The organism is Aerococcus tenax (assembly GCF_003286645.3).
Taxonomy (GTDB): domain Bacteria; phylum Bacillota; class Bacilli; order Lactobacillales; family Aerococcaceae; genus Aerococcus; species Aerococcus tenax.
In genome coordinates this window covers 1,484,058-1,506,373 of the sequence record NZ_CP127382.2, presented here as the reverse complement: position 1 = coordinate 1,506,373, position 22,316 = coordinate 1,484,058, and the positions used below count along the sequence as shown (strand labels likewise).

At 47.1% G+C, this 22,316-nt stretch carries 10 protein-coding genes; 7 read left to right on the top strand and 3 right to left on the bottom strand.

What is annotated here, in order from left to right; translation table 11 throughout:
- The 3 genes from DBT50_RS06950 (at position 1) to DBT50_RS06940 (ending at position 13,632) form a co-directional block, all read left to right on the top strand.
- Positions 1–681, top strand: coding sequence for a DUF1868 domain-containing protein (locus tag DBT50_RS06950; protein WP_111852776.1), 681 nt, complete (start codon positions 1–3; stop codon positions 679–681).
- The gene (locus tag DBT50_RS06945) at positions 662–1,621 is read left to right on the top strand and encodes a nucleoside hydrolase (protein ID WP_111852777.1); all 960 of its coding nucleotides are present in this window, start codon (positions 662–664) and stop codon (positions 1,619–1,621) included. Before DBT50_RS06950 ends, DBT50_RS06945 begins: the two co-directional genes overlap by 20 nt.
- Before the next feature lie 500 nt (positions 1,622–2,121).
- A complete protein-coding gene (locus DBT50_RS06940; protein WP_111853447.1) occupies positions 2,122–13,632 on the top strand; it encodes a collagen-flanked surface repeat-containing protein in 11,511 nt (3,836 codons plus the stop codon).
- A 191-nt stretch (positions 13,633–13,823) separates the two neighbouring features.
- Here DBT50_RS06940 and DBT50_RS06935 read toward each other — a convergent pair whose 3' ends face one another.
- Positions 13,824–14,297: a nuclear transport factor 2 family protein gene (locus DBT50_RS06935; RefSeq protein ID WP_111852641.1), complete on the bottom strand. Its 474-nt coding sequence runs from the start codon at positions 14,295–14,297 to the stop codon at positions 13,824–13,826.
- Between the two features lie 223 nt (positions 14,298–14,520).
- Here DBT50_RS06935 and DBT50_RS06930 point away from each other — a divergent pair, with 223 nt between their 5' ends.
- Positions 14,521–15,288 carry a DUF4931 domain-containing protein gene (locus DBT50_RS06930; protein ID WP_111852640.1) on the top strand — a complete coding sequence of 256 codons (768 nt, stop codon included), beginning with the start codon at positions 14,521–14,523 and terminating at the stop codon, positions 15,286–15,288.
- Positions 15,289–15,341: 53 nt separating this feature from the next.
- Here DBT50_RS06930 and DBT50_RS06925 read toward each other — a convergent pair whose 3' ends face one another.
- Together DBT50_RS06925 and DBT50_RS06920 are read right to left on the bottom strand one after the other, a co-directional pair.
- Entirely contained in the window at positions 15,342–16,322 is a 981-nt protein-coding gene (locus tag DBT50_RS06925; protein ID WP_111853446.1) for a LacI family DNA-binding transcriptional regulator, read from the bottom strand.
- A 13-nt stretch (positions 16,323–16,335) separates the two neighbouring features.
- Complete coding sequence (locus tag DBT50_RS06920; RefSeq protein WP_111853445.1) at positions 16,336–17,829, bottom strand: sucrose-6-phosphate hydrolase; 1,494 nt, start codon at positions 17,827–17,829, stop codon at positions 16,336–16,338.
- Positions 17,830–18,055: 226 nt separating this feature from the next.
- On the opposite strand from DBT50_RS06920, the gene DBT50_RS06915 reads away from it, so the two are divergent.
- The 3 genes from DBT50_RS06915 (at position 18,056) to DBT50_RS06905 (ending at position 22,068) form a co-directional block, all read left to right on the top strand.
- A complete protein-coding gene (locus DBT50_RS06915; protein WP_111852637.1) occupies positions 18,056–20,014 on the top strand; it encodes a sucrose-specific PTS transporter subunit IIBC in 1,959 nt (652 codons plus the stop codon).
- A 315-nt stretch (positions 20,015–20,329) separates the two neighbouring features.
- Entirely contained in the window at positions 20,330–21,073 is a 744-nt protein-coding gene (locus DBT50_RS06910) for a nitronate monooxygenase family protein (protein WP_060778597.1), read from the top strand.
- Positions 21,074–21,108: 35 nt separating this feature from the next.
- Positions 21,109–22,068 (top strand): 2-hydroxyacid dehydrogenase, encoded by a 960-nt coding sequence (locus DBT50_RS06905; protein ID WP_111852636.1) that lies wholly within the window; start codon positions 21,109–21,111, stop codon positions 22,066–22,068.
- The last annotated feature ends 248 nt before the right edge of the window (positions 22,069–22,316 follow it).

Sequence of the window (22,316 nt, the reverse complement as noted above, 5' to 3'; positions counted from 1 at the left end):
ATGGAAATTAACAACCCGCAAGATAAATTTACCAAGACTGGCCAAGTCGTCTCTAATCCGGGCTATACGGTGATTTCCTTTGCTAATGAGGCGATGGACGACCTCGTCGCTTATGGAAAGCAGGTACAAGCAACTTTTTCTACTTTACCACAGAGAGACCAAGACAAACTGGCCCTCTTACCGAAATCAAGTTTTCATATCACTATCCTAGGTCTTTTCAAGGAGCGTGACCAGGGGACAGACAAATGGCCAGCTTTCTTACCCAAAACCTATTCTCGGCAAAAGATCAAACAGGCTCTCTTGCAGCGTTTTAATCAAGTCGCTAAACCGCAAAATATAAAAATGCAGGTAGCGGGATTGATTCCTCAAGCTATTCTCCTAGAGCCTAGTGATGTAGATAGCTACCACCGCTTAGGCAATTACCGTCGGCAACTGGCGGACGCCTTCCAACTGCCCTTGGAAGAGGATTATCAGTTTCATATGAGCTTGTCCTATCTTTTGGGAGAAGAGAGTTCGGCTATCGCTGACATCTGCCAGCAACTAGAAGGAGAATGCTTAAAGCTAGAACCTTTTCTCCTCCCCCAGCCAGACCTGGCCTTCTATGAAGATATGCTAGCCTTTCACCCTTTATTCAATACTGATACTTACTCAGGAGGAAACCATGCGTCAAGTGATTATTGATACTGATCCCGGTACTGATGATAGCCTGGCTATCTTACTGGCCCTCAGCCAGCCTGATATCGAAGTACTTGGTCTCACAACGGTTCAGGGAAACCAGCCTTTAGATCAGATTAATGCCAATGCCACTAGCTTGGTCAACTATCTGGGGTTAACCACTCCGGTGTACCCCGGTTCAGACTATAGGAGTCGGAATCCGGTCATAAAAGCGAGTCAGCGCCAAGCCTATCACGGAGGTAGGGGAATGGGGAGTTTAGAGCTTCCTCCTCGAGAAGAGCTTTTGGCTGAAGAGAGCGCGGTTGACTTTATTATCCGAGCGGTTAAGACTAATCCTAAAAAGGTGAATATTCTAACATTGGGCCCACTGACTAATTTAGCTCGTTGTTTGGAAAAAGAGCCCGACTTAGTTAATGACCTAGGTCAGGTTTATTCCATGGGCGGTGGTATCCATAAAGGTAAGCTGACGCCGGTGACGGAATTTAACTATGGCTATGATGCCCAGGCTGCCCAGAGCGTTTACCAGCAAATTGGGACTCAAACACCGATCACTATGTGTGGTTTGGATGCTACTTACCAGGCTGTTTATACGCCTGAGATTGTTCAAGCTATAGAAGATCATTTTTCAAAGCTTTCTGAGCTATTCCATGCCTTATTTGATGGGCAAATCAAAACCTACCAAGAGCGGGAGAGCTTACCGGGCTGTATTATCCATGATGTTATGGCCTTTATGGTCTATTATGACCCTGACTTTGTTGAAGCAGCTCCCTTAACCGCTATGACCATTGTGACCGATAGCAACTTGGCCCAGGGGCTCTGTGTAGCAGACTTGGAAGGCCGCTTTGACCAGGTGGCTAATGCGCAAGTAGTGATGAAAATTAATCCTGACCGCTATTTTGACCGACTAATGGAGGCTTTTATGCATTTAGAGACTCACTTGCCCTAAAAGAATAGAATATATATAATAATTTATTTCCTCTAGGTTAGAAGCTTTGCTTCAAAAACTTAGAGGTTTTTTTGTGTGTTTCAAGAAAAAACAAAGCTAAAAGAAAATTGTTTTTAAATAAATACAAATATGTATAAAAACGTTCCAAAATCCACTGAGTTTAGCGGCATTTTATAATAAATAAGACAAATTTAGAGAGAATTAATCACAACTTTCCGAACGGCCACACATATAAAAATACAATAAATTGCACTTTAAACATTTGCGTTTCTTAAATAAAATTTATTAAAATCACCGAAAACCCCAATATATAGGGCTTATTTAATTTATTGAAAAAAGAACAATATTATTTAATTTAATTTTTTTAATGAAAATAATCTAAAGCTTCTAGTAATTCACAGATTTTTTTGATTTACTGACTAGGTAATATTTTTAGTGTCACCCGAGAAAAAACATGAGTCGATGATAATTCATTCGTCATAGAGAAAGTAGTTGAAAATATGGTAGGAAAAAATAATTTTAAACTGTTGCGGGAGAAAAATAGCAATCGCTATTACCGCTACAGCATTAAACGTTTAAACATTGGGGTAGCCTCAGTCGCTGTTGCGATGGGTTTACTCTTCATGGGAGACGCTTCGGTAGTTCGCGCTGTTGCTAATGAAACCCACGCTGAAGAAAGCTCACTTCCAACAAATTCCTCGCACACGCTCACAGCTGATAAGAGTGCAATACTGGAAAATGCCGCAAAGAGTGAAAATGTAGAAAAAGTTGAAGCACCTGCGCCAGCAGATTCTGTTAGCGATAAGGCTGAAACAGAAGTAGCTCCAGCGGCTGAAGTCGCTCCAGCAGCAGAAGCAGCACCTGTAGGGGAAGCGCCAACTAAGGCGGAAGAAGCAACAGAAGCGCCAGCAGCTGAAAACAAGGCTCAAGCGCCAGCTGAAGCTGACCAAGCTAAAGAAAATAAAGAAGAAAAAGCAGCTGATACTGGTTCTCCAGAAGTGGGTGAATTGTCAGACAAAGGTAAAAAAGAAGCACCTCAAAGCCAAGCAGGAAACTATGTGGCAACTGAAGGTTCTGAAGTTCCAGGTGCTTCTGCAGAAGCAGCCCGTGATGCAGGCCTCGACCGTTTAGCTAAGAGAATCTTAGGGGCAGCTAATCCTCAAGAAGCGCTGAGAACAGAGCTCAAGGACATCTACACTGACGAAGAGATCGACGGTATTGTTAAGAATGTTGATTTATCTAAAGTCAGCAACGGCCGCCAGTTGATGGAAGAAGTCTCCAAGGCCGGCGTTCAATACGCAGGCGACAAACGCCGCACAGGCTTTACCTTCTATGCCGCACCTGAAACTCCGAGTGAGGTGCGGGTCGGTGGCGCACCTGTTGCCTTAGGGAATGCGAATACGCCGATTACCCATCAAGCAGATGGAACGGTTTTTGGTTCAGGTAATGTAAATAATGCTCATTATACCTTGAAAGCTGTTCCTAATCGGGCAGCTAATAAGGTTGACTTTGAGCTAAAATATCGCCTAGATCCTAAGTCAACTGCTCAAATAGGAGGATCGGTTAATCACCAACCACGTTTTGGTATCGAGCTAGGAAGTGGCTTTAACTATAACCCTACAACAGGCGTTCCAGCTCAAGCGGTTATTGAAGGAAATAGAAGACGTCAACCTAAAACTATTCAATTAACAAGTGGAGCTGCTACTGGTTATGCCGGTTTATCCATGGGGACAGACTTTGCTTTAAGTAACTATGATGTGCAGCAGGGTTATCCTCTAGTTTATAAATTCTCAGTCCCGGTTAAAGATTGGAATGGCAAGTTAGACTATAAGACGACAATTGGGATGTTCAACCAAGCTATGGGTTCAAATCCTGGAACAACTGACCCAGTAAATCGCCGTAACTATTTCTACGAAAACAATACCCAACAAGGTGACCTAAACCCAGATGCTAACTTCGGTTCGCGTGAAAAAGTCGAAAAAGTACCTGTAAAATTCCAAACCATCTATAAGACGACTACTGAACTGCCTGTAGGTTCAAGTAAAGAAGTACGTCGTGGGGAAGAAGGGGTTGACCGGCTTGTTAAGACGGTTCGTACCTATAAGGGTGTCGATCTCGGAGAAATTGGTACTCGTCGTGAAGTTGAAAAACCAGTTGTTGACGCTGAAATTCTGATTGGGGTCGGACTACCAGAAGGTCAAAAACAACCAATCGAACCCCCAGTAGTGAATCCTCGTTTATCTGGCGATACTACAATTAGTGGTACAGCTGAACCAAACAAGGATATTACCGTAACTGTAGGTGATAAAACTTACCAAACACGTACTAAAGCAGATGGAACTTTTGAGATTCCTAATGTGCCTGCCTTAAACGAAGGAGACACAATCTCAGCAGTCGTTCGAGATGGTGATCGCACCAGCCGCCCAGGTAAGACCATCGTTCCCCGTGATGGACGTACTCCTAAGATTACAACTGAACGTGGGACTAAAGATGGCCGCCCAGGGACTAAGGTAACCGTAACGGATCCTGCAACTGGCAGAACTCTTAACGAAACCTTTGTTTACGATGGCCTCAAGGGCGAACAAGGCGAAAAAGGTCTTAAAGGCGATCCCGGTGCAAAGGGTGATAAAGGTGATCCAGGTGCTAAAGGCGACAAGGGAGAAACTGGTGCCCGTGGTCCCCAAGGTGAAAAAGGTGATACTGGCGCTCAAGGTCCACAGGGTCCTAAGGGTGACACCGGAGCTCAAGGTCCACAAGGCGTAGCCGGTCCTAAAGGTGAAACTGGTGAACGTGGTCCTCAAGGTCCTCAAGGCGAACGCGGCCCACAAGGTGAACAAGGCCTTAAAGGTGATACCGGAGCTCAAGGTTCTAAGGGAGACCCAGGCGAACGTGGCCCACAAGGTGAACAAGGTGTTGCCGGTCCTCAAGGTCCAAAAGGTGAAAAAGGCGACCAAGGTGTCGCTGGTCCTCAAGGCCCACAAGGTGCTAAAGGTGATCCAGGCGTAGCTGGCCCACAAGGCGTCAAGGGTGAAAAGGGCGAAGACGGCAAGTCTTACGTTCCAGTCGTTGACCGCGATGAAGCTAAGAAAGAAACTACCATTAAGTTCTACCCAGCCAAAGCTGATGGGACGGCTGACACCACTAAGAATCCTATTGCAACTGGTGTCGTTAAAGATGGTAAAGACGGCGCCCAAGGTCCAAAAGGCGACAAGGGCGAAACAGGCGCAACGGGCGCTACCGGAGCCCAAGGTGAAAAAGGTGCTGATGGTAAATCCTTCGTTCCAGTCGTAACTCGTGATGAAGCGAAGAAAGAAACGACCATCAAGTTCTACCCAGCCAAGCCAGATGGTTCTGCTGATACCAGCAAAGAACCAGTCGCTAAAGGTACCGTTAAAGACGGCGAAAAAGGTGAACGCGGCGAAGTTGGTCCTCAGGGTCCTCAAGGTGTCGCCGGTCCAAAAGGTGACCAAGGCGAACGCGGTCCTCAAGGTGAACAAGGCCTTCGAGGTGAAACCGGCGCCCAAGGTCCAAAAGGTGACCAAGGCGAACGCGGCCCACAAGGTGAGAAGGGCGAACAAGGTGCTCAAGGTACGCCAGGTAAGGACGGCCGCGATGGCTTAACACCATTAGTTGACGTTCAACGTAATCAAGCCAACGATGGGGTGATTATCACTGTAACTCCTCGTCACTACAATGCTAAAGGTGAAGTTGAAAACGGGACTCCAACCACCAGCGAAGTCCAAGACGGCGCACCTGGTACAGACGGCAAGACCTATGTCCCAGTCGTTGAAAAGGGTGCGGATGGTATTACCCATATCAAGTTCTACCCAGCCAAAAAAGATGGCACACCTGATAAAGACCAACAACCGATTGCAACCGGTCAAGTTAAAGACGGTGAAAAAGGCGATCCAGGTATCCAAGGTCCACAAGGTGAGCGCGGTGAAAAGGGTGAAACTGGTGCTACTGGTGCCCAAGGTGAGAAGGGTAAGGATGGCCTAGATGGCAAGTCCTACGTTCCTGTTGTTGAACGTGATGACGCTAACAAACAAACCACCATCAAATTCTACCCAGCTAATGCAGAAGGTAAAGCTGACCAGAGCCAAAAACCTGTCGCTGAAGGCATCGTAAAAGACGGCGAAAAGGGTGAGACCGGTGCTCAAGGCGCTCAAGGTGAAAAGGGAGCTGACGGCAAGTCCTTTGTTCCTGTCGTTGAGCGCGATGAGCCTAACAAACAAACCACCATTAAATTCTACCCAGCTAAGACAGACGGCACAGCTGACAAGGCTCAAAAACCTGTTGCTGAAGGTGTCGTAAAAGACGGCGAAAAGGGTGAACAAGGCCTTAAAGGTGACACTGGTGCTCAAGGTGCCCAGGGCGAAAAGGGCCAAGACGGCGCCAACGGCAAGACTTTTGTCCCAGTGGTAGAGAAGGGCGAAGATGGGGTTACCCATATCAAGTTCTACCCAGCTACCCCAACTGGCGAAGCCGACAAGACTAAGAACCCAGTTGCAACTGGTGAGGTTAACGACGGTAAGGACGGCAAGACTCCGCTCATCGAAACCACCCGTGTGGAGGACGCTGATCCTAAAGAAAACGGCAACCAACCAGGCACCAAGGTTACCTTCAAAGACCCAATCACTAAAGAAGTCCTCAGCGAAAGCTTTGTTAAAGATGGCGTGAAGGGCGACAAGGGTGAGAAAGGTGATCCCGGTCAAAATGGCCGCGATGGGTTACCCCCATTAGTTGACGTTAAACGGAACCCAGCTAACGATGGCGTGATCATTACCCTGACCCCACGTTCTTACAATGAACAAGGTGAAGTGGTTAACGGCGAGCCTGTAACTAGCGAAGTTAAAGACGGTGCCAAGGGTGATCCTGGTAAAGACGGCAAGAGTCCAATCGTTGAAACGGCTCGTGTCGCAGACGCTGATCCAAATACAGATGGTGACCAACCAGGCACTAAAGTAACCGTTAAGGATCCTGAAGGTAAAACCGTCTTAAGCGAAAGCTTTGTTAAGGATGGCGAAAAAGGCGACAAGGGTAAAGACGGCAAGACCTTCGTCCCAGTCGTTGAAAAGGGCACTGACGGTGTGACCCACATCAAGTTCTACCCTGCAGATGCGAATGGTAATGCAGATAAGAGCCAAAATCCTGTTGCCACTGGCCAAGTTCAAGACGGTGCTAAGGGTGACAAGGGCGATCCAGGTGAAAACGGCAAGACCTATGTCCCAGTCGTAGAAAAAGGCCAAGATGGCACAACCCACATCAAGTTCTATCCAGCAGATGCCCAAGGTCAACCGGACAAGAGCCAAGGACCAGTCGCAACTGGCGAGGTTAAGGACGGTATCGATGGTTTAACGCCTAAGGTTGAAACCCGCCGCAACGCTACCAACGATGGCGTCATCATCAAGGTGACCCCACAAGTTCGCGATGCTCAAGGCAATGTCGTTGATGGCACGCCAACTGAAACTGAAGTTAAAGATGGCCAGAAAGGTGCAGATGGTAAGACCTATGCGCCAGTGGTTAAGAAGGGTGAAGATGGCACAACTTCTATCAAGTTCTACCCAGTCGATCCTAAGACCGGTAAGGCCGATGAAAGCCAAGAACCTGTAGCTACCGGAGAAGTCAAAGACGGCGCTAAGGGTGACAAGGGTGATCCAGGCGCTACCGGAGCCCAAGGTGAGAAAGGCCAAGACGGTAAGACCTTTGTTCCAGTCGTTGAGAAGGGTGCAGATGGTGTGACCCACATCAAGTTCTATCCAGCAGGTGCAGATGGCCAAGCCGACAAGACCAAAGATCCAGTTGCTACTGGCGAAGTGAAAGATGGGAAGACTCCAATCGTTGAAACCAGCCGCGTAGAAGACGCTGACCCAAGTGTTGACGGCAAGCAACCAGGAACCAAGATTGTGGTCAAAGATCCCGAAACCAGGGCTGTTATCAGCGAAAGCTTCGTTACAGATGGTATCGATGGCAAGACCTTTGCCCCAGTGGTTGAAAAAGGCCAAGACGGTGTCACCAGCATTAAATTCTACCCAGTTGATCCTAAGACCGGTGAGGCTGATAAGACCCAAAACCCTGTTGCGACAGGTGAAGTTAAGGACGGTAAAGATGGCCTAACGCCTAAGGTTGAAACCCGCCGCAACGACGCTAACGATGGTGTCATCATCAAGGTGACCCCACAAGTTCGTGATGCTCAAGGCAATGTGGTTGACGGTACCCCAACCGAAACGGAAGTTAAGGACGGTAAGACCTACGCTCCTGTGATCACTAAGGGCCAAGATGGCGTGTCAACCATCAAGTTCTACCCAGTCGATCCTAAGACTGGCCAAGCTGATCAAACTAAGGACCCAGTCGCAACCGGCGAAGTCAAAGACGGCGCTAAAGGCGACAAGGGTGAAAAAGGTGATCCAGGTGAGAAAGGCCAAGACGGTAAGAACGGTGAAAACGGCAAGACCTTTGCTCCTGTTGTAACTAAGGGCGCAGATGGCACCACCTCGATCAAGTTCTACCCAGTGAATCCAGAAACTGGCAAGGCTGATGAAAGTCAACCAGCTGTCGCTGAAGGCACTGTGAAGGATGGCCAAGACGGCAAGACCTTTACACCTGTTGTTGAGAAAGGTCAAGACGGTACGACAACGATCAAGTTCTACCCAACCGGTAAAGATGGCCAAGCTGACAAGACCAAAGATCCAGTCGCTTCTGGCGAAGTCAAAGACGGCGCAGATGGCAAGACCTTCACTCCTGTAGTTGAAAAAGGTCAAGATGGCGTAACCACCATCAAGTTCTACCCAACCGATCCTAAGACCGGTGAGCCTGACAAGACCAAAGCCCCAGTGGCAACTGGCGAAGTCAAAGATGGCAAGAGTCCAGTTGTTGAAACGACCCGCGTAGAAGACGCCGATCCAACTACCCCAGGTAACCAAGCAGGTACCAAGGTAGTTGTCAAAGACCCAGAAACCGGCAATGTTATTAGCGAAAGCTTCGTTAAAGACGGCGAAAAGGGTCAAGATGGTGCCAAGGGTGAAAAAGGCGATCCAGGACAAGATGGCAAGACCTTTGTTCCTGTTGTCGAAAAAGGCCAAGATGGTACGACCACCATCAAGTTCTACCCAGCTGGTAAAGATGGCCAAGCTGACAAGACCAAAGATCCAGTCGCTTCTGGTGAAGTTAAAGACGGTGCAGACGGCAAGACCTTCACTCCTGTAGTTGAAAAAGGTCAAGATGGCGTAACCACAATTAAATTCTACCCAACCGATCCTAAGACAGGTGAACCTGACAAGACTAAGGCTCCAGTCGCTACTGGCGAAGTCAAAGACGGTAAGAGCCCAGTTGTTGAAACGACCCGCGTAGAAGACGCCGATCCAACAACTGAAGGTAACCAACCAGGCACCAAGGTTACGGTTAAAGATCCAGAAACTAACAAGGTCATCAGCGAAAGCTTCGTTAAAGACGGTGCGAATGGCCAAGACGGCCAAAGCTACGCCCCAGTCGTTAAGAAGGGTGAAGATGGCACAACTTCCATCAAGTTCTATCCAGTCGATCCTAAGACTGGTCAACCAGACACGACCAAACCAGCTGTTGCAGAAGGTACAGTCAAAGACGGTATTAACGGCAAGTCCGCCTACACAACGGTTGTTGAAGGACCAAATGCAGCCGGTGAACCAGGTCAATGGATTATCAACTACTTCGACAAGAACGGCGACGGCAAGTTCACCGACGACGAAATTGTTTCAACCCAATTTGTCCGCAACGGTAAAGATGGGAAAGACGGCAAGGACGGTAAGACCTTTGCTCCTGTTGTTGAGAAGGGTGCAGACGGTACAACCTCTATTAAGTTCTACCCAGTCAACCCTGAAACTGGTAAAGCAGATCAAACTCAACCAGCCGTAGCAGAAGGAACCGTCAAGGATGGCCAAGATGGTAAGACCTTCGCCCCTGTCCTCGAAAAAGGCAAAGACGGCGAAACCACCATCAAGTTCTACCCAGTTAACCCAGAAACCAAACAGCCAGACATGACCCAAGCCCCTGTAGCAGAAGGCAAGGTGAAGGACGGCAAGGACGGTAAAGACGGTCTCAGTCCTAAGGTTGAAACCCGCCGCAATGACGCTAACGATGGTGTGATCATCAAGGTAACCCCACAAGTTCGCGATGCAGAAGGTAATGTCGTTGACGGGACCCCAAGTGAAACAGAAGTTAAGGATGGTAAGAACGGCAAGACCTTCGCTCCTGTAGTAACTAAGGGCCAAGACGGCACAACTTCTATCAAGTTCTACCCAGTGAATCCAGAAACCGGCAAGGCTGACACCGAACAACCAGCTGTCGCTGAAGGTACGGTAAAAGATGGCACTGATGGCAAGACCTTTGCTCCAGTCGTAGAGAAGGGTGCAGACGGCACAACCACGATTAAGTTCTATCCAGTTGATCCTAAGACCGGTGAAGCCGATACGACCAAACCAGCAGTTGCAGAAGGTGCAGTCAAGGACGGTGCAAACGGTAAGTCCGCTTACACCACAGTCGTTGAAGGACCAAATGCAGCCAATGAACCAGGCCGCTGGATCATCAACTACTTCGATAAGAATGGCGACGGCAAGTTCACCGACGATGAAGTCGTTTCTGCCCAATTCGTTCGCGATGGTAAGGATGGTCAATCCCCAACGGTTGAAGTGAAAGATAACGGTGACGGTACCCACACCATCACCACTAAGAACCCAGACGGCACAGTAAACTCTACCACCACTGTTAAGAACGGTAAGGATGGCAAGTCCCCAGTCGTTGAAAGCACTCGGGTTGAAGATGCCGATCCAAATACTCCAGATAATCAACCAGGTACCAAGATTACGGTCAAAGATCCAGAAACCGGTAAGGTCATCAGCGAAACTTTCGTCAAAGATGGCGTCAACGGTAAGGATGGTAAAGACGGTAAGAACGGTATCGACGGCAAGAGCTTTGCGCCAGTCGTTGAGAAGGGCCAAGATGGCACGACCACCATTAAATTCTACCCAGTAGATCCTAAGACCGGTAAAGCTGACACAACCCAAGCTCCTGTGGCTGAAGGTACTGTCAAAGACGGTAAGTCTGCCTACACCACAGTTGTTGAAGGACCAAACGCAGCCGGCGAGCCTGGCCGTTGGATCATCAACTACTATGACAAGAACGCGGATGGCAAGTTCACCGACGATGAAGTGGTATCTGCCCAATTTATCCCTGACGGTAAGGATGGCAAGACCTATGCACCTGTTGTGACTAAGGGTGAAGACGGCACAACCACCATCAAGTTCTACCCAGTTGATCCTAAGACCGGCAAGGCTGATGAAAGTCAACCAGCTGTCGCAGAAGGCTCTGTGAAAGACGGTAAGGACGCTAAGGCTCCAGTCGTTGAAACGGAACGGGTGGAAGACCTCGATCCAAATACCCCTGGAAACCAGGCAGGTACTAAGATCACCGTTAAAGATCCAGAAAACGACAAGGTCATTAGTGAAACTTTTGTGAAGGACGGCCAAGACGGCAAGTCGCCAGAAGTCACGACTAAGGACAACGGCAACGGGACCCACACCATCACCATCAAGAACCCAGATGGCACGACCACCACAACTACCGTCAAAGACGGGGCCAAGGGTGAGAAAGGTGACAAGGGTCAAGACGGCACAAATGGTGTCGACGGCAAGACCTTTGCTCCAGTCGTTGAGAAGGGTGCAGATGGCACAACCACCATCAAGTTCTACCCAGTTGATCCTAAGACGGGTAAGGTTGATAAGAGCCAAGAACCTGTTGCTACTGGCGAAGTCAAAGACGGCGCTCAGGGTGCAGCTGGTCAAGACGGTAAATCTGCCTACACGACGGTAGTCACTGGACCTAACGAAGCTGGTGAACAAGGTCAATGGATCATCAACTACTACGACAAGAACGGTGACGGTAAGTTTACCGATGATGAAGTCGTTTCCGCTAAATTTGTCCGTGACGGTAAGGACGGCAAGTCCCCAGAAGTCACCACCAAGGACAACGGCAACGGGACCCACACCATTACCATCAAGAACCCAGATGGCACAACAACTACCACCACGGTCAAAGACGGTAAGGCTGGTCAAAATGGTAAAGACGGCCGCGACGGTAAGGATGGTATCGACGGTAAGACTTTTGCCCCAGTCCTTGAGAAGGGGCAAGACGGTACAACCACCATTAAGTTCTACCCAGTAGATCCTAAGACGGGCCAGCCAGATACCACGCAACCAGCTGTTGCAGAAGGCTCCGTCAAAGATGGTAAAGATGGCAAGTCTCCAGAAGTTTCCTTGAAGGACAATGGCGACGGGACCCATACCATTACCGTGAAGAATCCAGATGGCACGACTTCAACCACTACCGTGAAGAATGGTCAGGACGGCAAGTCCCCAGAAGTGACCACTACGGATAACGGCGACGGGACTCACACCATCACTATTAAGAACCCAGATGGCACGACCACAACGACAACTGTCAAAGACGGTAAGGATGGTCGCGACGGTATCGACGGTAAGACTTTTGCCCCAGTGGTTGAGAAAGGTCAAGACGGCACCACCACGATTAAGTTCTACCCAGTAGATCCTAAGACGGGCCAGCCAGACACGACTCAACCAGCTGTAGCGGAAGGTTCCGTTAAGGATGGCCGCGATGGTAAAGATGGTAAGGACGGCAAGTCACCTCAAGTTTCTATCCGAAACAATAACGACGGCAGCCACACCATTACCATCAAGAACCCAGACGGTACGACCACCAACACCACAGTTAGAGACGGTAAGGACGGTAAGTCCCCAGAAGTTAGCGTCAAAGACAACGGTGACGGCAGCCATACCATCACCATCAAGAATCCAGATGGCACGACCACAACCACGACTGTCAAAGACGGTAAGGATGGACGCGATGGTAAGGACGGTAAGGATGGCCAGTCTCAACGCATCCGCACCGAAAAAGGTAAGGATAGCCAAGGCAACGAAGGCGTTTGGGTCATCATTACCGACGACAAGGGCAATGAATTAAGCCGTGAATTTATCCGCGACGGCAAGACCCCATCTGTTAAGGTGGAAGAAGGCAAGAACAGCCGCGGTGAATCTGGCCAATGGATTATTGTCTTCGACGGCGACGGCAATGAAGTTTCCCGTGAATTCGTCCGTGACGGTAAAGACGGCGCGTCATCAAGCCTCGAAACCATTCCAGGTAAGAATGAAAAAGGTGAATCCGGCCTTTGGGTAATCGTTAAAGATGGCCAAGGCAATGAATCCAGTCGTCACTTTGTCCGCGATGGTAAAGACGGCAAGGACGGTAAGGATGGCCGCAGCGTACAGAAGATCTATAACCGCCAAGGTAAACTGATCATCATCTTCTCAGACCACACCACGGAAGAGATCGAAATCCCATGCTGCAAACCATGCCCAGAGTCTCCAAGAACACCAAAACCTGGCGATCCAACACCAAAAGTTCCGAACAAACCAGAAACTCCAAAACCAGGTGAGCCTAAGGTACCAGGTAACCCAACGCCAGAAGTACCAGGTCAACCAGGTAATCCAACGCCAGAAGTACCGAACGTGCCAGGTGAGCCAACACCAGAAGTACCAAACGTACCAGGCGACCCAACACCAGAAGTACCAAATGTACCGGGTGAGCCAACACCGGAAGTACCGAACGTACCAGGTGACCCAACGCCAGAAGTACCGAACGTGCCAGGTGAGCCAGCACCAGGAGTACCAAGCGTACCAGATAACCCAACACCGGAAGTACCGAATGAACCTGCTGAACCAAGACCAGAAGTTCCAAACCAACCAAGCGATCCAGCTCCTCAAGTTCCTGGACAAGCTGATCCAGACAATTCATTCAAGGCCAAGGACAATGAATCGGCTACAAATAAAGAACAAGATGGTCAAAACAAACAAGTGAGCTTACCAGCCACAGGTGCAGAAGTGACATCAGCGATGACAGTGATTATTGCTTCATTACTACTAAGTAGTGGTGCCTTATTAGTCAAAAACAATAAGGAAGACTAATCGCTAAATAGGATGATGCTCACTTGATTTAAAGAGCATTAGACAAAAAGAAGCAGAACAAGACTGAAAATAATTAGTTCTTGTTCTGCTTTTTTGCATAGCTATAGATAAAAATTAGAATGAGCTTGAGTTAAAATTCTTACGCCTTTTTCTTCCAGTGGTCTTGTCTTTTGAAGCACTTGTCACATTTTTTAATCCAATAAATCATCAAAGACAACTCGGTAACGGTAGACTTTACTGTCTTTAACCTTCCATTGCCCGTCGATTTTTTCAAAATAATCATCATAGTAACCATAACCAATAAAGGCCGACACCCCTAGGTTGACTACCCGGTCTTCAAAGGGAAAGTAGGCATGGGCCGTATTTTCTGAAGTGATTTCAATTTCAGGAATGTGTCCCATGTGGGCGCTTTGTACATTCTTACCCATCAAGCGTTTAGCATTTTGAATGATTTCTTCACACGACGTCGAAGGGGTTGTTTTTTGAGGGATGAGTGGATGTTGGCCCTTGATGGGGTCATGGGCTACTAGTGAGGTATCAAAAGTGGCATCGTCAGCAAATACCGTCTGAAGTAGGTCGAAATCCTTACTATCAATTGCCCGCCAATATCGTGCCTTACATTGTTTAATTTCTTCGATAGCCGCTAATTGGTCGATTGTTTCCATAATTAACCTCCGTATCCATGATTTTTTAGTTATTTAGAAATAAGTCTACACCCGCTTTTTGTCTTTAACAATAGATTAATTTTATTTTGATAAAAGTATAGTACCTAAGAGAACGATTGGCTTTCTAGAGTAATTTTTCCACCGCGACTTAAGCTTTTCTTAGGCAATCCCTCAAAAATATGCGATAATGACAATGGATATTATAAAGGAGGCGGTTGTCATTATGGGAAAGCCATTGATTTTTCATAAGGAAATTGCGGCGCAAAAGCCGGAAAATTATCGCAATGAGGGGGCTTATTGTCCCTTCTGCGATCGCGAGGCGCTAACCAATATCTTCCGTGAAGAAGATGATAAGATTTGGCTTATGAATAAATACCGCACTCTGGATGATACGGTGCAAACCCTGGTGATTGAGTCCCAAGACCATTGGGCCGATACCCCTACCTATAGTAAGGAAGAAAATCGCCAAATTTTTCGTTTCACCTTTGATTGTTGGCTAGACATGTTAGGAGACGATCAATTTGAGAGTGTCCTCTTATTTAAAAATTATGGTCCACTTTCCGGCGGGTCTTTGCGCCATCCTCACTCACAGATTGTGGGACTGAAGGATAAGGATGGCTATGAAGAAATTAGCCTGGATGCCTTTAAGGGGTTAGAAGTCGGCAAGAAGGGGGATGTTACCGTTACCTTGTCCACCCAACCAATTATGGGAATGACTGAATTTAATGTCGCGATTGCTGATCTCGATCAGCTGGATGACTTTGCGGATGCGGTCCAAAGCATTGTGACCTATATTTTGACGGATGACTTCAGTTCACGTAACGGGTCTTATAACCTCTTTTTCTATCCCATGGGGGGACGTTTTTATTGTAAGGTTTTCCCACGCTTTATCGCTAGCCCTTATTTTATCGGCTTTAAGATTGGCCAGGTTTCCTACCAGGGACACCTGGAAAAGGTAGTTGCTGAACTCCAAGACTACCTTCCTTTTTAGATAAACTAAAAATGAGCTTTCCCGAGATCGGGGTAAAGCTCATTTTTTATTTGCTAGCACGTTTTGCCTTGTAGGAAGGACACAGGTAGCTGGTAATTGCGGTTAAGGTCGCTATCTGGTTGTTTAATTTTCTTAATTAACAAATCAGCGATCAGATTGGCGTAATCTTGGATGGGTTGAACAATGGTAGAAAGTTCGGGATGGTAGTTTTGGATAAAACGGCTGCCATCATAGCCAATAATTTTTAAGTCGTGGGGGACCTGGAGTCCTAAGTCTTTGGCCGCATCGAGGGTCAGTAGGGCAGTCAGGTCATCGGTACAGAAAATGCCGTCCAACTGGTCCTTTTTCAGGATACTCTGAATGTGTTGGGCGGCTATTCTAGGCGACCGCTGTTCTTGGAGCTGGTAAACATAGGGATTCAGCTTTTGGGCTTCGATGACGGAGAGATAACCTTCCAAACGCTGGTTGGTCGGCGAGGCAGATTTTTGACTACCGGTAAAGATTCCGATCCTTTTAGCTCCGCGGAGGGCCAGCATTTCTGTCGCCATTTGTCCCCCTTGGAAGTTATCGCTACCAACAATGGGAATTTCTTCGGAAAGATAGCGGTCAAAGGAGACGACTTGTTTTTGATAGTGATGATATTCTTCTATTCCCATATTATGAGCTCCAGCCACAATACCGTCCACCTGGTTAGCAGCCAACATGCGCAAATAATGGCGCTCTTTTTCTTTATTATTAGCTGAATTACAGAGGATGGTGTAATACCCCTCTTCAAAAAAACAGCTTTCCAAGGCCTCCACTAATTCTCCGTAGAAGGGATGGGCCACACTAGGAAAGATCAGACCAATTAATTGCGTCCCTTTACCTTGTAATGACCGCGCTAAGGCATTGGGTTGATACTTTAATTCCTCCATGGCTTGGCGGACTTTTTTAATGGTCTTCTCACTGAGATAGCCATAATTATTAATCACCCGGGAAACAGTTGTTGCTGACACCCCGGCTTTTTTAGCCACATCGGCTAAGGTAATCGCCATGACCAGCACTCCTTTACTTGTTAATATTTTCTAGGGGATAGATCCTGCCCCCTAAACGACCACTTCCCTTTATTATAAGCTGACTTTGTCCTTTTTTGGGGAAAATTCTGCCGCTAAGGACTTTACAGCCGTCTTGGACAAAAATTTCAAAGGAAGAGGCATCGATAAAGATTTGTAGCTGGAGGTCTTCTCCGCCCTTAAAGTGACTTTCCCGGACTTGGCCGTATTCAGGATTGACGAGTTCGCCCTGGTTGGTCCGTGTCACCGTGAGTCTGCCCGCTGGAACGTCCACGTCAATGTGAAGGGCGGCAGCTTCTTTCTCATCACTCATGATTAAAAAGTCAAGCTTGGAGTCAGCGGCCAATGAACAATTTATTTCGTAGGCATTGTCTTCGGGATCATAGGTCCACGCTTGACCTGATTCTAGTGTCTCCTTGATGGCGATAGGGCTTTGGCGCAGGCTCTCCATTTCTTTGACTGGTCGTTGGTGGAGATGACCCTGGTCAAAATGGAGTTCCTTGACCAAACTCATGACCGAGGTCCAGCCCCAGTCCGCGTCGGGGTAAGTCAGGTCTGGTAAACCTAACCAAGACACGGCTAAAGCCCGACCGTCAGGCGCGTTAAAGGCCTGAGTGGCATAAACATCGAAGCCATCGTCAAGATTCTTTATAGAACTAGGCTCATTCAGTGCCAAGTTCTCCCAATCAATGGCCTCGGAGACTAAATAAGTATTGGGATAGATGTTTTGATAGTTGAGTTCATCCTGGTCCAAGCCTTGCGGGCAAAAGATCAGCAGGTCTTTCCCATCCACTTTCACATAATTGGGACATTCCATCATATAGGCACTTTCTCCGCTAGTTAATTTTAGGGGACCGAAAAAGTTCCAGTCCTTAAGATTGTCGCCTTGGTAGACTAGGATTTGGCCTTTAAGCGCTTCGGTTTGGGCGCCCAGTATCATCAGATAGCCGTCTTGGTAGGGGAAGATCTGCGGGTCACGAAAATGATCAGTATAGCCCTCTTCAACTGCTCTAATGAGGGGTGGATCGATTTTAGTGAATTGATAGTCCTTATCCATCCAGGCGCCGACCTGGTAAGGATGGCGTTGCCAGTCCCTATCGCGAGCATTCCCTGTGTAGAAGAGAAAGAGCTGGTCATCCACGGGGAGGGCAGATCCTGAATAGACTCCGTGACTATCGTAGGGAGAATCGGGTGCTAGGGCAATCCCGTGATCTTTCCAATGGACTAGATCTTTGGAGGAGAGATGGTACCAGGACTTGAGCCCATGGACGGGTCCCATTGGATAGTATTGGTAGAAAAGCTGCCAGCGACCATTGTAATAGGAAAAACCATTGGGATCATTGAGTAGGCCACTTTCTGGTTGGACGTGGTAGTGTTGGCGCCAGGGGCTGTGGGCAACTTTTTCTTTAAGCTGACCCAGATAGTCACTTGGCCAGTCTTCATAGGCTTGGTAACGCAATTGCCGGGTCCATTTGGGATCTTGTGTCATGGATAGGCTTCCTTTCTTTATCATTGGTCAAAAATCAAATGCTTAATTTACAGTAAGTATAAGAAAAAGTGATTGTTATGTCAAACGCTTTCATAAGGATAAGCTCAGTTAAAATGCACATAAAATATTTTTTAAATTTATTCTGTCAAACGATTGACATAAATAAAATAAAAATGCTGATAAGATATTAAGTGTAAAAGCGTTTTCACCTGAAAGGAGACCAATCATGAATCACAAACAAGTTGCTCAAGATATTGCTGACGCACTTGGTAAGGATAACCTCCTTGCTGCTGCTCACTGTGCAACCCGCTTACGCTTAGTTTTAAAAGATAGTCAAGCTGTTGACCAAGAAGCGATTGATAATAACGAAGGGGTCAAAGGGACCTTTGAAGTGAACGGTCAGTACCAAATCATTATCGGTACCGGCGATGTCGATAAGGTGTATAAAGAACTAACTGCCATTACCGGTGTCCAAGAAGCCTCAACCGAAGATATTAAGGCGGTCGCCCAGTCCCAAGAAAAAAGTAATCCCTTCATGCAGTTGACCAAACTCTTATCGGATATCTTTGTGCCGATCTTGCCGGCCTTAGTTGCAGGGGGCTTACTTCTCGCTTTAAATAATCTCTTAACTTCACCCTTTGGAGGAGTAGCTCTGGTCGAACGCTCAGCTGTTATTGCTGACCTTTCTGGAATGCTAGGGGTTATTGCGGGAGCACCCTTCACTTTCTTACCGGTTCTTCTCGGTTTCTCAGCGACCAAGCGTTTTGGCGGCAATCCTTACCTAGGAGCAGCCATTGGTATGGCTATGGTGATGCCGTCCTTAGTGAGTGGCTATGAGGTTGCCACAGTAACCGCGGCTGGAGAAATGCCTTATTGGGACATTTTTGGTTTTAAAATTGCTCAGGCTGGCTACCAAGGGCAAGTCCTGCCTGTCTTAGCAGTCGCTTGGATATTGGCCCGATTAGAAAACTTCTTCCACGACCATATCCATCCCGCCTTTGATTTTACCTTTACTCCTATGTTAGCCATCATTATCACTGGCTTTCTAACCTTTGCTATTGTCGGTCCGCTGATGCGGAATGTTTCCGATGCCTTAACCTATGGCTTGACCTGGTTGTATGAAGCGACTGGCGCATTAGGTATGGGAATATTAGGGCTCTTCTATTCACCAATCGTGATTACAGGGCTCCATCAAAGTTTCCCCGCCGTGGAGACTACCTTAATTGCTAACCAAGCCACAACAGGAGGCTCCTTTATCTTCCCAGTGGCATCTATGGCGAATATTGCTCAAGGGGCAGCCTGTTTAGCGGTGATGGTGATTACCCGTAATGAAAAACAAAAAGGGGTCGCTTCTTCAGCTTCAGTGTCCGCCTTACTCGGAATTACTGAACCAGCGATTTTTGGGATCAACCTCAAATTACGTTATCCTTTCTACTGTGCCATGATTGCTTCAGGAATTGCCTCAGCTTGTTTAGGTTTCTTCCATGTTTTAGCTGTTTCTTTAGGCTCAGCCGGTTTCCTTGGCATTATTTCTATTGATTCGAATTCTTGGATTCCTTTCTTAGTTGGAGTGGCTATTAGTTTTATCTCTGCTTTCTTATTAACCTTCTTCTATGGAAAGCACTCCAATAAAGAAGCCGAAAAATCAGAAGCAGCAGCCCTCCAAGCCGAAGAAGCCGCAGAAAGTAAGCCTAGCCAGGCGAATCGCTCAGGACTTGAAGCTGACATTGTTTTACCTGCAGTCGCTAGTGGCCAAGTCAACGCCTTAAAAGAAGTGGATGACCCTGTCTTTTCTCAAGAAATGATGGGCAAGGGGATTGCCATTGATCCAAGTGATGGCAAGATCTATTCACCCCTCGATGGAACCCTGACTGTGGCCTATGACACCAAGCATGCTTACGGTTTAACTGGGGATAATGGAGTGGAAGTCTTGATTCATATTGGTATTGATACCGTCAACTTACAGGGCCAATATTTCACTTCCCAAGTCAGCCAAGGTCAAGCGGTTAAACGCGGCGACCTCCTAGGAACTTTTGATATTGAAGGCATTAAGTCAGCAGGCTATGATCCTACGGTGATGGAAATTATTACCAATACTGGAGATTATCAATCCGTCACCGCTGTGAGAGAAAGTGGAGCGACTTTAGCTAATGAAGACCTTCTAACAATCACTAACCCCTCTTAATTATATTTTGTCTCCCCATGAGGTTGGCTAACACTAGCCGCCTCTTTTTTTGTGGGGAGTGTGACAGTCACAACAAAGGACGAAATCGCTGGAGAAAACTGGGATAAGCTCAGTGAAGCTGAGCGTTGCCAGTTTTAGAAGCGGACGTTCGTCCTGTGACTGGAGCACGTTTGAGAAAGTGCTTCGGGTGCACCCGAAGCAGGTCTGAAGTTAGAATCATCTGACAACAGAATGGACAAGGAAATTATTTTGACGAAAGCTTGAGTAATCGTTAAAATATGGCTGTAAAAGAAAAAGATGAAATGAGAGGTAGCCATGAAAGAACAAGGCAAAAAGAAAGTTATCAAAAAAGTCAGTTCCGCTTTAAGAAAAGATATTATTATGGTGCCGGAAGTGATTGAAGAGGCGCCCGGTATTCAGATATTTGGTCGTACCATTAAATCTCTACTATTTTCTACCGATGTCGCGACCATTACTTACTCTAATGCGGACGCTATCCTAGCGGTCTATCCTTTTACGCCTCATCCCAGCATTATTTCCGCGATCTTACAAGTCGCTTCTCAACCAGTTTTTGCTGGCGTAGGCGGGGGCAAGACTCAGGGCATGCGGAGCGTTGAAATCGCCTTGCTTTCAGAAGCGGAAGGGGCTTTAGGCGTGGTATGTAATGCCCCTATGCCAATTGAAACCATCCAAGCCATAGAGGATCGGATCGATTCCCCAATTATTTCTACCGTGATTTCAGAATATGACTTGCTTTCCAAGTTGAATAGCGGGGTAGATATTCTTAATGTTGCCAATGGCCGGCACACCGTGGAATTAGTCAAGCGGGTTCGTGATCAATTTCCTGATATCCCTATTATTGCCACCGGCGGAAAATCCGAAGAAAATATAAAAAGGGTCATTGAAGCTGGGGCTGATGCGATTTCTTGGACCCCACCAACAAATGCTGAACTCTTCCAAGAAGTGATGGATAATTACCGGGATAAATCGGAAGAGCGCTTTATGTCCAACCATGACGGCCTCACCCTAGACGCTTATGAGGATAAGTATAATTTATAAGAAAGTATTTGCTGAACGAAGAGAGGAGTCTTTTGATGAAAATCGTTAGTGTCCAACCTTTAAATGTAGCAAAAGAATTGATTGATGAATTGGCCCAGCCCTTAATTGAGGATGGGCATGACTTTGTGTATTATGAAGATAAGACCACAGATCCTAAAGAAATGGCTAAGCGCTCAGAGGGGGCTGAAATCCTGATTATTGATTCTACCCCTTTCCCAGAGGAAGTGGCCTCCAGCTTAGAGGATACTCAATTAGTGGATGTGGCCTTTACCGGAGTAGACCATGTGGCTATGGATGTTCTTAAAGACAAGGGGATTATGGTTAACAATGCCTCTGGTTACGCCAACCAAGCCGTGGCTGAATTGTCCCTTGGGCTAACCTTAGCCCTCTACCGTCATCTTCAAGCCAATGACCAAGAAACCCGCAAGGGCAGCCAATTAAGCCAAGTATATCAAGGTCGGGAATTGGCTGGTAAAACGGTTGGGATTATCGGAACTGGATCGATTGGTTTAGCCACCGCTGCTCTCTTTAAGGCCTTTGGGGCGAATTTGATTGCCTACAGCCGCAGCGAAAAAGAAGAAGCCAAGGCTTTAGGAATTGAATACCATAGTTTAGAAGAAGTGATGGCTGAAAGTGATATTGTTTCCATCCACCTACCGAATAACGCCCAAACTAAAGGTATGATTTCTAAGGAAATGATCGGAAAAATGAAGTCATCGGCAGTTTTAATTAACGTGGCCCGAGGACCAATTGTGGATAATGAAGCTCTAGCCCAAGCCCTTAACGATGAGAAGATTGCTGGGGCAGGCATTGATGTCTTTGATAGTGAACCACCATTGACAGATGATTACCCACTTCTCCACGCTAAAAATATTCAACTCACTCCCCATGTGGGCTATTTAACCGATGAAGCCATGGTAAAATTAGCCAAAACTGCCTTTGATAATATTTATCATTACCTCAAGGATGATCCGCAAAATATCGTGACCGAATAGCAGGCGCGATTACTAGCTTTGAAAAAGTGAATACAAAAAAGAGACAGGAATTTTTCTCCTGTCTCTTTTCTTTAATATAAATTCTTTAATGAAAAGCTGGGCTAAGCGCCTTTTGATGTGATTGTCACACTCTTTAGTTGAGTTCGGATGGGGTAGGGGATGTCCTTTCAGAAAAGTTGAACGATCAAGCAAGTTGATCTTATCATCTTTTTCTCCAAGGAATCTCTCTCCCTGATCCTTCCTTACAT

Bases quoted from the DNA above. Each gene is read 5' to 3' on its own strand.
- DBT50_RS06945 (WP_111852777.1), top strand. From the start codon at position 662: ATGCGTCAAGTGATTATTGATACTGATCCCGGTACTGATGATAGCCTG.
- DBT50_RS06915 (WP_111852637.1), top strand. From the start codon at position 18,056: ATGAATCACAAACAAGTTGCTCAAGATATTGCTGACGCACTTGGTAAG.
- DBT50_RS06950 (WP_111852776.1), top strand. From the start codon at position 1: ATGGAAATTAACAACCCGCAAGATAAATTTACCAAGACTGGCCAAGTC.
- DBT50_RS06905 (WP_111852636.1), top strand. From the start codon at position 21,109: ATGAAAATCGTTAGTGTCCAACCTTTAAATGTAGCAAAAGAATTGATT.
- DBT50_RS06940 (WP_111853447.1), top strand. From the start codon at position 2,122: ATGGTAGGAAAAAATAATTTTAAACTGTTGCGGGAGAAAAATAGCAAT.
- DBT50_RS06910 (WP_060778597.1), top strand. From the start codon at position 20,330: ATGAAAGAACAAGGCAAAAAGAAAGTTATCAAAAAAGTCAGTTCCGCT.
- DBT50_RS06935 (WP_111852641.1), bottom strand. From the start codon at position 14,297: ATGGAAACAATCGACCAATTAGCGGCTATCGAAGAAATTAAACAATGT.
- DBT50_RS06930 (WP_111852640.1), top strand. From the start codon at position 14,521: ATGGGAAAGCCATTGATTTTTCATAAGGAAATTGCGGCGCAAAAGCCG.
- DBT50_RS06920 (WP_111853445.1), bottom strand. From the start codon at position 17,829: ATGACACAAGATCCCAAATGGACCCGGCAATTGCGTTACCAAGCCTAT.
- DBT50_RS06925 (WP_111853446.1), bottom strand. From the start codon at position 16,322: ATGGCGATTACCTTAGCCGATGTGGCTAAAAAAGCCGGGGTGTCAGCA.